We start from the raw sequence: 13,326 nt of genomic DNA on the forward strand, positions 1-13,326 counted from the left end.
AACATGGAACGAAAACCGGGGAGACGGTGGAGAGGCGACGCTGCGTCCCAATCATCCGGGGCGGCGTATCAGCGCTCTCTCGTCGGCCTCTTTACATTATCGCAGCTCTCTTTCGTCTAGAAAAACGTCGCGGATGCCTGGTAATGGGCGGTGCGGCGATGGGGGGCAGGCCGGGCGATGGGCAAGGAAGGCGATCACGCGCGCCAGCTTTTCGGGAGCTGGCGTGAGACCATTGCGCCGATCTTCGATGTCCGGCCGCTCGCGGGCGATTGGGATGCCGGTTTCCACGCCGAGCTCGATCGGCACCATCTGAGCACCGCGCTGGTCGGGCAGGTGGCGACGAGCGCCCAGCATTATGAACGCTCGGAAAGCCTGATCGGCGCGGTCGGCGTCGATCACCTGCTGATCCAGCGGTACGAGGCCGGTCATACGACGCTCGACCTGGATGGGGAGGAAATTCATGCCGGCCCGGGCGACGTCCTGGTTTTCGACCTGTCCCGTCCGGTCCGGTCTCATGCCACCGACATGCGGGCGGTCAGCCTCGTCCTGCCGCGCGGCCTGCTAGCACTCGACGCCGGCAGTCTGGACCGCGTGCATGGCACCGTTCTGTCCGGGACAAGCGCTCTCGGTTCGCTGGCGGGGGACCATCTGCGCAGCCTGCTGAAAGGGGCGCCCACACTGGAACCGACAGCAGCCCCGGACATCGCCAAGGCAAGCGCGCAACTGCTTTCGGCCTGCCTATCGCCTGTACTGAGGCGCGACAGAGATGCCCCTGCAACGCTGACGGCAAGCGTGGCGATGATCTGCCGCTTCATCGATCGCCGGATCGGCGATCCCGCTCTGGATGCCAGAATGCTCTGCAGTGCATTCGGCCTGTCGCGCTCGGCGCTTTACCGCCTCTTCGCCCCAATCGGCGGGGTCTCTAACTATATCCGCCAGCGCCGGCTGGCGCGAGCCCGTCTGGCGCTTAATGCTTCGACGCGCGGAAGGGGCGGCATCGGGAAAATCGCGCGCCAGTTCGGCTTTTCGAGCGACGATGCCTTCTCGCGCGCCTTCAAGGCTCAGTTCGGCATCGCGCCGCGCGACGTCGTGCATCTGCGCCTGTCGCCATCGCTCGAAGCGGGCGATGGCAGCCTGGCGAACTGGCTCCGGCACCTGGTCTGACTGTCGGGGTTCAGCTGCGCGCCCAATGTCCGGTTGTGGCGCAACGCACGAGCGGCGGATGCGGTACGGTTGGTCCCGGATGTGGCATCCCGATGGAGGATGCGTCATGCTCTTCAAAGCTCAGGAGACTCATCAGAATCCAGCCTGGAATACGGGGCGCATTATCGGCCCGAAGCCGCCACTAAAGCCGCGTCACATCCGGGCTATCAGGACACGGCTGCAGCACGAACGCCGTATGCGAGATTTGGCAATGTTCAATCTCGCGATCGACAGGAAGCTGCGCGGCTGCGGTCTTGTCCGGCTTCACGTGGCTATGTGGTGCTCGGCGCAACCGCGAGGCTGAGGACGTCGATCATCCAGCAGAAGACCGGCCGGCCGGTGCCATTCGAGTTGACGGCTCCGACCCGAGAGGCGCTGACAGCTCAGCTCAGGAGGCGACCAGCAGCAACTGGCGATTGGCTGTTTCCGAGCCGCGGCCGACCCGGCGATCACGTAACGACCCGGCAATACGGTCGCACGCTCGACGGCTGGGTCGCCTCGATCGGCCTCGATCCCGCGCTCTATGGAACGCACAGCTTTCGGCGAACGCAGCCTGACATCGCTAAGAACGGACGGTTCCACCTCATGGAAAACGGATCTGACCGTGTGGGCCAATGTCGGTCGCGGTACCCGCCGGCGCAGAATGGCCGCTTCCTGGCAGGGACCGAATGTCTGATTGTGGCGCTCATCGATGCAACCGACGGGCGCTACACCGCATCGTCAGCCTCCGCATGTTGCTATCGCCAGACCGCCCTGAGTTGCAGAAGCCACGCCGCTGGGCACGGTCCGGTTCGCAATTCTGATCGGAAATGGTGGGCCGGGCCGGACTCGAACCGGCACCGGCGCTGTTATGAGCAGCGAGCTCTAACCATTGAGCTACCGGCCCGTCACTCGCCTAGCACCGTGCGAGGCCGGCAAGCAAGGCGATAGCGGCCACATCGAAAAGGAAAAGGCCCTGCGCAGCTGCGCAGGGCCTTCGTCTTCTCGGCGTGCCGTTGTTCAGGCCGCGGTCGCCATGGCCGGCTTGTCGTGATGCCCGGCGGCATGGCCTTCGCGGAAGGTGAAGCGGGCGATGTGCTCGGTCAGCGCGCGCGTCTGCTCGTCCGTCAGCGCCAGTGCCGCGTTGGTCTCTTCGACGAGGGCCGCGTTCTGATGCGCCATCGTGCCGATGCCGTCGATCTCGGTGTTGATGGCCGAGACGTCGTTGGCCTGGTTGCGCGCAGTCTGCGAGATGCCGTTCATCAGCCCGGTCAACTCGTTCACCGACGAGACGATCGCACCGAACATGGCGGATGTCTCCTCGACGAGGCCGACGCCGACCTTGACGTCCCCATGCGCGGCCTCGACCAGCTTCTTGACGTCGTTCGAGGCATCAGCCGAGCGCTTGGCGAGGCTGCGCACCTCGGTCGCGACCACCGCGAAGCCCTTGCCGGCATCGCCGGCGCGCGCCGCCTCGACCGCCGCGTTGAGCGCGAGCAGGTTGGTCTGGAAGGCGATCTCGTCGATCATCGCGATGACCTCGGAGATCTTGCTCGAGGACTGGCGGATGCGCTGCATCGCTTCGAGCGCGGAGGCGACGACCTTCTCGCCCTGCTGGGCGCGCTGCTCAGCGCCCTCGGCCATGCCCGTGGCCTGGGCCGCCTCGCTCGCGGTCTTCTTGACGGTGCCCGCGAAGGCGCCGAGCTGGTTGGTGGCCATCGAGACGGCGTTGCTCTCCTCGCTGGTGCGCTCGGCGAGGTCGGTGACGCCGTCGAGGATCTCGCTGGTGGCGCTGCGCACGGCCGAAACCGTCTCGGCCAGCCGCGCCAGCGTGCTCTCGAACTCGTCGGCCAGCGCATTAGTGCCGTCCTTGAGCTCGGCAAAGGCACCCTGATAGAGCCCCTCGATACGGGCCGAGAGATGACCGGCCGAGAGTTCCGCCAGGACGTCGCAGGTCTCGGACAAGCCGGCCTGCACCGTCTCAAGCAGCGTGTTGACCGAGCCGGCGAGCGCATTGAGCTCGGCATCGGCGAACTGGGCCGCGACACGCTGGCTGAAGTCGCCGGCGGCGGCGGCGGCCACCACCACGCCGAAGGCCTCGCCCAACTCCTGCATCATCTGCCGGCGCTGCTCCTGCGCCCGGACCTGATCCTCGATCTTGGCGGCTTCGGCGGCGCGCAATGCCACCGCATTGTCGCGGAAGAGTAGCACGCTCTTCGCGATGTCGGAGATCTCATCGTTGCCCTTGGTGTCGACGGCGGTCTCGAGCGCGCCGTCGGCGATCGCCTTCGTGGCGGCCCAGAGGCGGTTGAGGCGCCCCACGATCATCGGCCGGACATAGAACAGCGACAGCGCCAGCGCGATCAGCAGCGAGCCGAGCCCGATACCGCCGAGCCAGAGCTTGCTCTGGTCGATCAGCGCCCCGCTGGCCTCGCCCGAGGCCACGGCTTCGCTGCGCGCCGTGCTGACCAGCTCGCCGACCTGGGAGCGAACCGCTTCGGCGGCGACATGGGTCTGCTTGAGGCCGGCCTGGATCGCCGTGCTGGTGTTCAGGTCGCGCTCGCGGATCGCAATTAGTCCGCTCTGCCCTTCGCCGAGGTCGATCACGGCGTTGACGGCCTGGGCGCGCGCCGGATTGGCCTGGATCTTGTCCGCCGCGGCGAGGAAGCCGCGAACCTGGCCCAGGATCGCCTTGAAGCGCGCCTTCGCGTTCTCCAGCTTCTCGGGGCTCTCGATCTGGGAAATCTCGCGCAGCAGCCCGACCAGCTCGCTGACCTGGAGCTGCAGCGCCTGTGCCGTCTGCAGCGCCGCCAGATCCTTGTCGATGATGTTGGACAGCGCTTCCTCGACTTCCTTGCCGGTGAGCTGGGTGGCGCTGGCGATGTTCATCTTGACGTTGAACTGGGCATCGCCGGTCTCGAAATCGGCGAGCGCGGTGAAGCCTTCACGGGCCTTCGAGAGCTTGCCCAGCGCTTCGCCCTGCTCCGAGGCGTTGCGCAGCCGGTCGCCGGTCAGGTCGTTGATGTCGTTTATCTGGCGCCACAGCGCGTCGATCGCTCCCTGTGTCTTCGCCTTGTCGACCTGACCCTGATCGGCAATACGGCGCAGCAGGTCCATCTGCCGGACTTCGACCTTGTCGAGCTCGCCCGTCAGGGCGGAGCGCTGCTGGACCGACTCGATCTCGCTGAAGCGCGCCGCCAGCGCGGTCGACTGCGTCGCCGCCTGCGACAGCTCGAGCGCGAGTTCCACGACCGGCATCTTCTTGCCGACGAGATCGTCCACCGTCTGGTCGACGCGATTATAGGAGAACCATGCGACCGAGGAGGAGACGAGGGTCAGAGCCGTCATCATACCGAGCGCGGCATAGATGCGTGCTGCGATGCCGATCCGCAACGGCTTGCCCTCACGCGCGGGCTTGGCTTTCGTCATGAAGTCGTACTCCGGATATCACGCAACGCTGAACGACGAACTTAAGGGAAACGAGGTGCCGGCCGGGCCGCAGCCGGGAGGCGGCTGTTCGACGGCGCCGCGGCCACGGGAATCCCCTCCCTCCCCTGGCGGCGGCCAGGCGGCTGGACCCGCATGCGGCATCGAACGGACATGAATTCCCCCGGCCGGGTCTTCCCCGGTCTGTCGGAGCAAAGCATCGTCCGGGCGCGCTTAAAGAACGGTTTAAAAATGGATTCTTTTGAATCACATTGCCGGAGGGCGACTTCATCCCCCGTTAGGAATTGAGGCGCGGTCAGTCCTTGGCCGGCTTCGGCACCGGGCGCGGACGGCCCTCCTCGTCGATCGCGACGAAGGTGAAAGTCGCGTCGGTCACCTTCTCATGCAGCGTGGTCCGGAAGCGCTTCGCCCAGGCCTCGACATGGATCTTCATCGACGTCCGGCCGATCGACTCGATCTCCGTATAGACGCTCAGCACGTCGCCGACCTTCACAGGGTGGATGAAGGTCATCGCATCGACAGCAACGGTGACCACGCGCCCTTGCGCCTGATCCACGCCAGCGATGCCGCCGGCCTGGTCCATCCGCGACATCACCCAGCCGCCGAAGATGTCGCCATTGGCGTTGGTATCGCCGGGCATGGCGATTGTCCGCACCGTCAGCGTGCCGCGCGGCTCGTGTTCGTGGCGGTGGTCGGCTTTGGTCATGGGAGTCCTGCGAGTCTCGGCGGGGTATTCGCCGGCGATGATGGCGAGGCGGCCGGCGACAGGCAAGCGCGCCGCTGCCCACTGTGCCTCGCGCAACGCCCAGAGCACGGGCCGGCAGGCGGCGCCCGATAGAGCTCATCGGCCACGCCGTCGCCGCGCCGCCGGGGCTGGACAACCTGCCCTTGGCCACCGACACGCCCTTCGCGATCACCGTGGGGCCGGCATCGGCTGCTCCGGCCGGACTCGTTGTCGCCAAAGGGCTGATGATGCGTCGCCTCTGACCGCGAGGGGCCGCAGAGTGAGTGCGGAACGCTGCGGCCGTCAGCGGCCCCGCAGGCTGATGAGGTTGACGTCGATCGTCCGCGCCCGGAAACCGGCTTCGCAATAGCAGAGATAGAACTCCCACAGGCGGCGAAACGGCTCGTCGAAGCCGAGCGGCGCGATCTCGTTCCAGCGTTCGAGGAATCGCCGCCGCCAATCCTTCAGGGTCAGGGCGTAGCTGTCACCGAAGTCGAGTTGCTCGACCACGCCGAGGCCGGCCGCCATCGCGCTTCGCTTTAGCGCCGGGACCGATGGCAGGCAGCCGCCGGGGAAGATGTAGCGCTGGATGAAATCGGTGCCCTGCTGATAATCCTCGAACATCGCGTCATCGATCGTGATGGCTTGCAGGACCACGCGGCCCCCGGGCCGAAGCGAGCGGCTGAGCGTGGCGAAGTAGGACGGCCAATAGGCCCGGCCCACGGCCTCGATCATCTCGATCGAGACGATGCGGTCGAACTCGCCCGAGACGTCTCGGTAGTCCTGAAGCAGGACGCTGGCGCGCTCGGCAAGGCCAGCTTCCGCGATGCGCCGTTGCGCCGCTTCGAGCTGGGCGGGAGACAGCGTGATTGCGGTCACGCGGCAGCCTTCGCGGGCGAGCCGCTCCGCGAGCGCGCCCCAGCCGCAGCCGATTTCAAGGACACGCTCCCCCCCGGAGAGGCCGAGCATGGCGACGAGCCTGTCGAGCCGCCGCTGTTGCGCTGCCTCGAGCGTTTCCGTCGGATCCGCATAGAGCGCCGAGGAGTACATCATGCTGGCGTCGAGCCAATGGCCATAGAACTCATTGCCGAGATCGTAATGCGCCGCGATGTTGCGGCGGCTGCCGCTGCGCGTATTGGCGTTGAGCCGATGCCGCACGCGGTTGAGCAGGCGCGCAGGCCAGGCGCCGGAGACGAGCTTGCGCAGCGTCGCGTCGTTGCGCGCGCCGAGTTCGATCAGCGCCGTGAGATCCGGCGTGTACAGGTCGCCGTCGCGATAGGCGTCAGCCAGGCCGATATCGCCGTCGAGCAGCAGGCGGCGCATCGCTCGCCAGCTTGTCAGGATCATCGTCGCCTGGGGTCCGGCCACAGCCTGAGCGCTGCAATGGCGCGCACCGTCCGGTGTGAAGACCGTCAGACGGCCGATCTTGATGTGGGACAGCAGCCGACGCAGGAACCAGCGCGACAGGCCGACGCCACCCGGCAACGCGAGCGGCTGCTCGCCCGTCCGGAGATGCTGTTCGGTATCGGGCCGGCTCATGGCTGCATCGGTCCTTTCGCATGCCGGGTCACGGCGCAGCCCACGCTGAAGGGGCGCTCAGGCGCGGCCGGATGAGGCCGCCAGGGAATGCGCTTCGCCAGCAACCTCAGCGCATGCCAGTGGATGGCGGCGGTGACCTTCAGCGTGAGGAGCGGGTGGGTCGCCAGGAGCAGCAGCAGCGCCGCGTCGCTCAGTGCCCGTCTTTTGCCGCCGAGCGTCGTGGCGATGAGGCGCCCCTCGGCATCATGACCGTCGATCGCGACGGAGACGCGCTCGCCGGGTGGCGCGACTGAAAAGGCGTAGCGCATATCCAGGCCCATGAAGGGCGAGACGTGGAAGAGCTTGCAGGCTTCCTGGCGGAGCGTTCGCCCGGCAGCATCGGCGGGCGCGACGTAGCTGTGGGTCTCGCCGAAGGTGTTGTGCACCTCATAGACGGTGGCGCAGAGGCTGCCGTCGCGGCGATAGCAGAAATATGTGCTGAGCGGATTGAACGCGTAGCCGAGGATGCGCGGCATGGTCAGGAGGCGTATCGGGCCGCCGTCATGCGCGATCCCGGCATCACTAAGGGCGGCTTCGATCTGCGGGCGCAGGGGTCGCCCGCTGCGATCTCCGTAATCCGCGTCACGAAAAGCGTAGAGATTGAAGCGGTTGCGCGAGAACAGCGAAAGCCTGGCGGCCAGCTCATCGATCTCGTCGAGATCGATGAGCATCCAGAAGACGCGATAGGCCAGCGCGTGCGGCCGGGGCCGGAACCGATGATGCCGCACCCGGCCGACATAGAGGGCCGATTGCCAGGTCATGCGGCCTGCTCCAGCCGGGGCAGAACGGGAATGCGGCCGGATTCATCGCGAACCCGCCAGGGCCGACGGACGCCGCCGAGCGCCTCGGCAACGGCGAGCCCCGCCTGCAAGCCATCCTCATGGAAGCCCGATCCGAAATAGGCGCCACAGAACCAGCTTCGACGCGCTCCCTGCAGCGCCCAGAGCCGCTGCTGCGCATCGAGCGCCGCCGCATCGAACAAGGGGTGTTCGTAGATTTCCTCATGCAGAACGGCATCGCCGCGCAGCGAATCGGGCGGGTTGAGCGTGACGAAGAGAGGCGGCGCGTCCGCCAAGCCTTGCAGCCGGTTCATCCAGTAGGTGACCGCACAGGCGGCGTCCGGCCTGGCACGGTCGCCGATATGGTTCCAGCTTGCCCAGGCGCGGCGACGCGTCGGCATCAATGCGGCGTCGCCATGCAGCACGGCGCGGTTGCGGCTGTAGCGGAAGGCGCCGAGCGCCTGCACCTCGGCCATATCGGCGTCCGTGAGCATCGCGAGCGCCTGGTTGGCATGGGTGGCGAAGACGACCGCGTCGAAGCACTCGCTCCAGCCCTCGCCCACAAGCACGACCTCGCTCGGACCACGCTTGACCTGCCTCACCGGCGAGGACGTTCTGATTTCGCCCGAGAAGGCCTTTCGCAGCCTGTCGACATAGACGGCGCTGCCGCCTGTCACCGTGCGCCAGGCGGGCCTGTCCGCGAGCTGCAGCAATCCGTGATTGTGATGGAAGCGCAGGAAGGCGGCAGCAGGATAGGACAGGATTTCCGAACACGGGGCCGACCAGATCGCAGCCGCCATCGGCAGGAGATGGTCGTCCCGGAAAGCGGCGCCGTAGCCGCCGGCCGCGAGGTAATCACCGAGCGAAATCTCGGCCGCGCCACCCGCGAGCGCGTCCCTGGACGCGTTCCGGTAGAAGCGGGTGATGTCCTGCAGCATCGCCCAGAAGCGCGGCCGCACCAGATTGCTGCGTTGGGCGAACAGCCCGGCGACGCTGGTACCGCTATATTCGAGCCGGCCTCCGTCGAGCGACACGGCGAAGGACATCTCGGTCGACCGGGTGGCGACGCGAAGATGGTCCATCAGCGCGATAAAGTTCGGATAGGTCGCCTCATTGAAGACGATGAAGCCGGTGTCGACCGCAGTCTCGCTGCCAGCGCCGGCAACGCGAACCGTGTTGGCGTGACCGCCGAGGCGGCGCGACGCCTCGAACAGCACCACCTCATGCGCTTGCCCCAGCAGCCATGCTGCCGCCAGGCCGGAGATGCCGGCGCCGACCACGGCGATCTTCATCGCCTTTCCCCCTGCTCGCTCCATGGTCGCGTCCCCGCTTTTCATGACCGGTATACGCGGCCCGCGCCGGACTGGATTTGCTGTGGCGCGACCAAAAACGCGCGGGCGAGGTGACCCACCCTTGGGTCTCGCTCGTAAGCGAAGAAAGGTCGGAACATTCCGCGAGGGTTCGATAATGCCGATGAGCCGAGTGAAGCGCTTGGTCGCGGCGATCGGCGCCTATTCAGCCGATCCAGATCCGCGGGCTGCGATCGCCAATACAGTCGCGATCGTGGTCGTCTCCAACCAACCCTTCTATCCGTTCTATCTCCACTGGGCGGTCTCGCCCGTCGCCACGCCGTCCTATGTCACCTTCCTGTCGACGCCGTTTTTCGTAGCCGTACCGGTCGCCATGCGGCGCAGCCCTTTGGCCGGGCGGGCGCTGCTTCTCCTCGCCGGCATCGGCAACACATTGCTCTGTCGCGTTGCCTTCGGCCCAGGCTCCGGCGTCGAAGTCTTCCTGTTTCCCTGCCTGATGCTCGCGCTCATGCTGTTTCATCGCTCGGAGCGCGCCTTCGCATTGGGCTTCGCGGCGCTCGCCTTCGTCACCTATCTGCTGCCGACGGCGCTGCTGGGGGCGCCGCTGCACCGCTACCAACCGAGCGAATACGAAGCTCTGCAGCGCCTGAATTTTCTGAGCGCCGCATCCCTGACCGTGCTGATCGGATGGCTCTTCGCCACACGCCTTCACACAATTTCGCGCCCCTATGAAACCGACCGCGACCGTGGAGCGTAGACGAAGTCGTTCGCTGAAAGGACACCGCCATGAGGCGTCTGCTGCTCGCTCTCGCGCTGGTTTCGTCTTCGGCTGCTGGCGCGGCCGCCGCCGATCTCGATGGAACGTGGCTACGCGACGACGGCAATGCGCGCGTGCGCATCGCGCCATGCGGCGACAAGATTTGCGCCACCAACCTCTGGATCGGCGACACCAGCAAGGGCGAGGCGGCTGGCGACAAGCTCATCATGACGCTTGCGCGTCAGCCCGACGGAACGTTCTCGGGAAACGCCTATGACCCCAAGCGCGACTGGAATTATTCGATGACGATCACGGCGACGGCCGGCGCGCTCACCACGCGCGGCTGCATCCTGGGGCGCCTGATCTGCCGTGACGTGAACTGGAAGGCCGTCGAGTGACGGTGGATGATGTCACCGCCGAAGTCGGGCCGGTGATCCGATGCGACGACGCCCACGTATTTCGCATATGGTTCCCGCACTCGCCCTGACTCTCGATGGCATGCGCAAGGCGGGAGCTATCGCGCAAGGAGGTCGGTTCGTCGTCTTGTTCGACCCCAACATATTGATTGCCGGTATTGCGCGCTCGGGCGACCGGGCGGCCTTTGCAGCGCTGTTCGATCATTTCGCGCCGCGGGTGAAGGGATTGCTGATGCGCGGTGGAACCTCGGCCGAGCTCGCCGAGGAGGTCGCGCAGGAAACGCTGCTCGCCGTCTGGCGCAAGGCAGCGCTGTTCGACCCCGAGAAGGCGAGCGCCTCGACCTGGATCGCGACGATCGCGCGCAATCTGCGCATCGATATCGCCCGCCGGGAAACCCGTTCGCGACTGTCGCAAGTGTACGAGATTCTGGATGAAGACTCCCCCGAACAGCCCGATGCGACGCTCTCCGGCGCCGAACGTGACGCGCGCGTACGGGCAGCGATGACGCAGCTCTCGACCGATCAGTACCGCGTGGTCGAACTCGCCTTCCTTGAAGGCTTCAGCCATCAGGATGTTGCCCGCCGCCTCGCCATCCCGCTCGGCACAGTGAAATCGCGGCTACGTCTGGCACTGTCGCATCTGCGCGGCCGGCTGGAGGATCTGCGATGAGCATCATGCATCGCCCATCCGACGAGACGCTCGCCGCATTCGCCGCAGGGCAGCTCGACGAAGGCTTCGCACTGGTCGTCGCCTGTCATATCGAGGCGGATCGGAAGAGCCGGCAACGGCTGCGGGAACTTCAGGCCGTGCAGGGCGCGCTGCTGGATGCCGCGGAGCCCGTCGCGATGGCGTCCGGCCCACGCGATGCGGGCACCGCGGCAGGGGAAATTCCGGTATCGGTTGCGGCCACCCCGACGCCCGAGACCGGGATGCCGCAGGTGCTGCGCCCTTACGGCCTCGGTCCCTGGCGCCCGATCGGCATCCGCATCGCCATGCGGCGCGTCGAGGTTCCCGGCGCCGAGGCCCGTGTCTTCATGCTGCGCGCCGGGCCGGGCATCGCTTTGCCCCATCACAAACATAGCGGCCTCGAATGGACCACGATCCTCTCCGGTGCCTATGAGCACGAATACGGACGCTATGCGTCCGGCGATTTCGACGAAGCGGATTCCGAGCATGACCACACCCCGCGCGTCGATCCCGTCGAAGGCTGCACCTGCATCGTCGCCATGACCGGCAACGTGCTGTTCCAGGGCTGGCTCGGGCGCTTGCTGCAGCCGCTGGTGCGGCTGTGACGATCGCCTCCTTCGCCGGAGCTGCGGTGTTCACGGCCCTGGCGATGTCCGCCTTCATGTCGCTGGCCGCGTCGATCGAGCGCCGGACCGGCAATTCCGGCTGGATCGACGTGGTCTGGACTTTTGGGCTGGGCACCACGGGCATCGTTGCCGCGCTGCTGCCTTTCGGAACAGGCCCGATGTCGCGGAGATTGCTGGTGGCCGGCCTCGCTCTCGCTTGGGCGCTGCGCCTCGGCATGCATATCGCACACCGCACGAGCGGCATCGCCGAAGACCCGCGCTATGCCAAGCTCAAGCGCGATTGGGGCACCGAGGCGGCGCCTCGGATGGTCCGGCTGCTCCAGATGCAGGCGCTGGTCAGCATCCCGCTGGCGCTGGGGATCGTCCTGGCGGCCCATAATCCCGCGCCTTCGCTGGGCTCGCGCGATCTCGCAGGGTTGGCCGTGTTCGTCGCCGGCCTGGCGGGCGGCGCCCTCGCGGACGCGCAGTTGCGCGCTTTCGCTCGTTCGGGAAAGGGCGGGGTCTGCGAGCGTGGCCTGTGGGGCTGGTCGCGGCATCCCAATTATTTCTTCGAATGCCTTCTCTGGTGTTCCTATGCGGTGATCGCTCCCGGAGCCGGCTATCCCTGGGGCTGGCTCGCCTTGCTGGCACCGGCCTGCATCACTGTGCTGCTCACCCGCATCTCCGGCATCCCGCCACTGGAAGAGCACATGCTCGCCAAGCACGGCGACGCCTATCGCGCATACCAGCATCGCACCAGCGCCCTGATCCCGCTGCCGCCGAAAGGAGCGACGTGATGACGATCATGCAAAGGCTCTCGACCTGGGGCGAAGGGCTGCCCGTACCCGATGCCGTCAGCCGCATGGTGATCGCGTCGTTGGTCGGGCGCACCGATCGGTCGCTCGCCGCGCAATCGGCCGACGCCGCGGCCTTCGCCGGCGCGATGGCGGCGTTCCCGATTGCCGTCCATACCGACGCCGCCAACGCCCAGCATTACGAGCTGCCTGCCGCCTTCTTCGATCTGGTCCTGGGCTCTCGGCGCAAATACTCCTGCTGCTACTACGCCGACCCTGGCGACACGCTTGCGGCAGCGGAAGAGACGGCGCTGCAACTCACGGCGGAGCATGCCGATCTCGCCGATGGGCAGGACATCCTCGAGCTTGGCTGTGGCTGGGGCTCTCTGTCCCTGTGGATGGCGGAGCGCTATTCGAAGGCGCGGATCGTCTCGGTCTCCAACTCGGCCTCGCAACGCGCCTATATCGAGGAGCAGGCGCGGCGCCGCCATCTTGGAAATCTGCGCGTCGTCACCGCGGACATGAACGACTTCGCGTCGCAGCAGCGTTTCGATCGCGTCGTCTCGGTCGAGATGTTCGAGCACATGGCGAACTGGCGCGCGCTTCTCGGGCGGATTCGCGGCTGGCTGAAGCCGGACGGCCGGCTGTTCATCCATGTCTTCGCTCACGGGCAGGGTTGCTACCGCTTCGATGCCGCCGACGCGGGCGACTGGATCGCCCAGCATTTCTTCACCGGCGGCCTGATGCCGAGTGCCGCGCTCGCGCACCAGTTCCCAGATCTCTTCGACGTCGAGGACGAGTGGCGCTGGAGCGGCGAACACTACCGGGCGACCGCCGAAGACTGGCTGGCGAATTTCGATCGCAACCTGCCGATGATCGATCCCATCCTGCGACAGGTCTATGGTGCGGAAGCGCCGCTGTGGCGCCGGCGCTGGCGCCTGTTCTTTCTGGCAACGAGCGGCCTGTTCGGCCACGCGAGCGGCAATGTCTGGGGTGTCCATCACTACAGGCTGCGCGCCACCTGAGGGGACTGGCCGGTAGGGGAC

Annotated in this window: 13 protein-coding genes and 1 tRNA gene; 7 read left to right on the forward strand and 7 right to left on the reverse strand. The window is 66.7% G+C overall.

Going from position 1 to position 13,326, the window contains the following annotated elements:
• Window positions 1–96 precede the first annotated feature (96 nt).
• Window positions 97–309, reverse strand: coding sequence for a hypothetical protein (locus AC1DE3_RS02880; RefSeq protein WP_476852265.1), 213 nt, complete (start codon window positions 307–309; stop codon window positions 97–99).
• Here AC1DE3_RS02880 and AC1DE3_RS02885 point away from each other — a divergent pair.
• Window positions 241–1,164, forward strand: coding sequence for an AraC-like ligand-binding domain-containing protein (locus AC1DE3_RS02885; protein ID WP_476852258.1), 924 nt, complete (start codon window positions 241–243; stop codon window positions 1,162–1,164). The genes AC1DE3_RS02880 and AC1DE3_RS02885 overlap by 69 nt on opposite strands.
• 849 nt (window positions 1,165–2,013) lie before the next feature.
• Here AC1DE3_RS02885 and AC1DE3_RS02890 read toward each other — a convergent pair.
• From AC1DE3_RS02890 to AC1DE3_RS02915, 6 genes are all read right to left on the reverse strand, one after another.
• Window positions 2,014–2,089: transfer RNA gene (locus tag AC1DE3_RS02890), tRNA-Ile, on the reverse strand.
• A 113-nt stretch (window positions 2,090–2,202) separates the two neighbouring features.
• On the reverse strand, window positions 2,203–4,611 hold the full coding sequence (locus AC1DE3_RS02895; RefSeq protein WP_476778989.1) for a methyl-accepting chemotaxis protein: 2,409 nt from the start codon (window positions 4,609–4,611) through the stop codon (window positions 2,203–2,205).
• A gap of 313 nt (window positions 4,612–4,924) precedes the next feature.
• Window positions 4,925–5,335 (reverse strand): acyl-CoA thioesterase, encoded by a 411-nt coding sequence (locus AC1DE3_RS02900; protein ID WP_441512146.1) that lies wholly within the window; start codon window positions 5,333–5,335, stop codon window positions 4,925–4,927.
• 321 nt (window positions 5,336–5,656) lie between these two features.
• Window positions 5,657–6,892: a class I SAM-dependent methyltransferase gene (locus AC1DE3_RS02905; protein WP_476778988.1), complete on the reverse strand. Its 1,236-nt coding sequence runs from the start codon at window positions 6,890–6,892 to the stop codon at window positions 5,657–5,659.
• Window positions 6,889–7,692 carry a DUF1365 domain-containing protein gene (locus AC1DE3_RS02910; protein ID WP_476852054.1) on the reverse strand — a complete coding sequence of 268 codons (804 nt, stop codon included), beginning with the start codon at window positions 7,690–7,692 and terminating at the stop codon, window positions 6,889–6,891. Before AC1DE3_RS02910 ends, AC1DE3_RS02905 begins: the two co-directional genes overlap by 4 nt.
• A complete protein-coding gene (locus tag AC1DE3_RS02915) occupies window positions 7,689–9,002 on the reverse strand; it encodes an NAD(P)/FAD-dependent oxidoreductase (protein WP_476778986.1) in 1,314 nt (437 codons plus the stop codon). Before AC1DE3_RS02915 ends, AC1DE3_RS02910 begins: the two co-directional genes overlap by 4 nt.
• A 181-nt stretch (window positions 9,003–9,183) precedes the next feature.
• Here AC1DE3_RS02915 and AC1DE3_RS02920 point away from each other — a divergent pair, with 181 nt between their 5' ends.
• The 6 genes from AC1DE3_RS02920 (at window position 9,184) to AC1DE3_RS02945 (ending at window position 13,305) form a co-directional block, all read left to right on the forward strand.
• Window positions 9,184–9,777 carry a hypothetical protein gene (locus tag AC1DE3_RS02920; protein ID WP_476852055.1) on the forward strand — a complete coding sequence of 198 codons (594 nt, stop codon included), beginning with the start codon at window positions 9,184–9,186 and terminating at the stop codon, window positions 9,775–9,777.
• A 29-nt stretch (window positions 9,778–9,806) separates the two neighbouring features.
• Entirely contained in the window at window positions 9,807–10,175 is a 369-nt protein-coding gene (locus AC1DE3_RS02925; RefSeq protein ID WP_441512141.1) for a DUF2147 domain-containing protein, read from the forward strand.
• Window positions 10,176–10,320: 145 nt separating this feature from the next.
• Window positions 10,321–10,863 (forward strand): sigma-70 family RNA polymerase sigma factor, encoded by a 543-nt coding sequence (locus AC1DE3_RS02930; protein WP_476852056.1) that lies wholly within the window; start codon window positions 10,321–10,323, stop codon window positions 10,861–10,863.
• Window positions 10,860–11,486, forward strand: a complete 627-nt coding sequence (locus tag AC1DE3_RS02935; RefSeq protein WP_476778983.1) for a ChrR family anti-sigma-E factor — start codon at window positions 10,860–10,862, stop codon at window positions 11,484–11,486. Before AC1DE3_RS02930 ends, AC1DE3_RS02935 begins: the two co-directional genes overlap by 4 nt.
• Entirely contained in the window at window positions 11,483–12,283 is an 801-nt protein-coding gene (locus tag AC1DE3_RS02940) for a DUF1295 domain-containing protein (protein ID WP_476778982.1), read from the forward strand. The genes AC1DE3_RS02935 and AC1DE3_RS02940 overlap by 4 nt, the downstream gene beginning before the upstream one ends.
• Complete coding sequence (locus tag AC1DE3_RS02945; RefSeq protein WP_476778981.1) at window positions 12,283–13,305, forward strand: SAM-dependent methyltransferase; 1,023 nt, start codon at window positions 12,283–12,285, stop codon at window positions 13,303–13,305. Before AC1DE3_RS02940 ends, AC1DE3_RS02945 begins: the two co-directional genes overlap by 1 nt.
• The last annotated feature ends 21 nt before the right edge of the window (window positions 13,306–13,326 follow it).

This window comes from Allobosea sp. 10L417, assembly GCF_056395485.1.

What these genes read in the sequence shown, in the direction of transcription:
- AC1DE3_RS02880 (WP_476852265.1), bottom strand. Translation starts at nt 309, where the DNA reads ATGGTGCCGATCGAGCTCGGCGTGGAAACCGGCATCCCAATCGCCCGC.
- AC1DE3_RS02895 (WP_476778989.1), bottom strand. Translation starts at nt 4,611, where the DNA reads ATGACGAAAGCCAAGCCCGCGCGTGAGGGCAAGCCGTTGCGGATCGGC.
- AC1DE3_RS02900 (WP_441512146.1), bottom strand. Translation starts at nt 5,335, where the DNA reads ATGACCAAAGCCGACCACCGCCACGAACACGAGCCGCGCGGCACGCTG.
- AC1DE3_RS02905 (WP_476778988.1), bottom strand. Translation starts at nt 6,892, where the DNA reads ATGAGCCGGCCCGATACCGAACAGCATCTCCGGACGGGCGAGCAGCCG.
- AC1DE3_RS02910 (WP_476852054.1), bottom strand. Translation starts at nt 7,692, where the DNA reads ATGACCTGGCAATCGGCCCTCTATGTCGGCCGGGTGCGGCATCATCGG.
- AC1DE3_RS02915 (WP_476778986.1), bottom strand. Translation starts at nt 9,002, where the DNA reads ATGAAGATCGCCGTGGTCGGCGCCGGCATCTCCGGCCTGGCGGCAGCA.
- AC1DE3_RS02920 (WP_476852055.1), top strand. Translation starts at nt 9,184, where the DNA reads ATGAGCCGAGTGAAGCGCTTGGTCGCGGCGATCGGCGCCTATTCAGCC.
- AC1DE3_RS02925 (WP_441512141.1), top strand. Translation starts at nt 9,807, where the DNA reads ATGAGGCGTCTGCTGCTCGCTCTCGCGCTGGTTTCGTCTTCGGCTGCT.
- AC1DE3_RS02935 (WP_476778983.1), top strand. Translation starts at nt 10,860, where the DNA reads ATGAGCATCATGCATCGCCCATCCGACGAGACGCTCGCCGCATTCGCC.
- AC1DE3_RS02945 (WP_476778981.1), top strand. Translation starts at nt 12,283, where the DNA reads ATGACGATCATGCAAAGGCTCTCGACCTGGGGCGAAGGGCTGCCCGTA.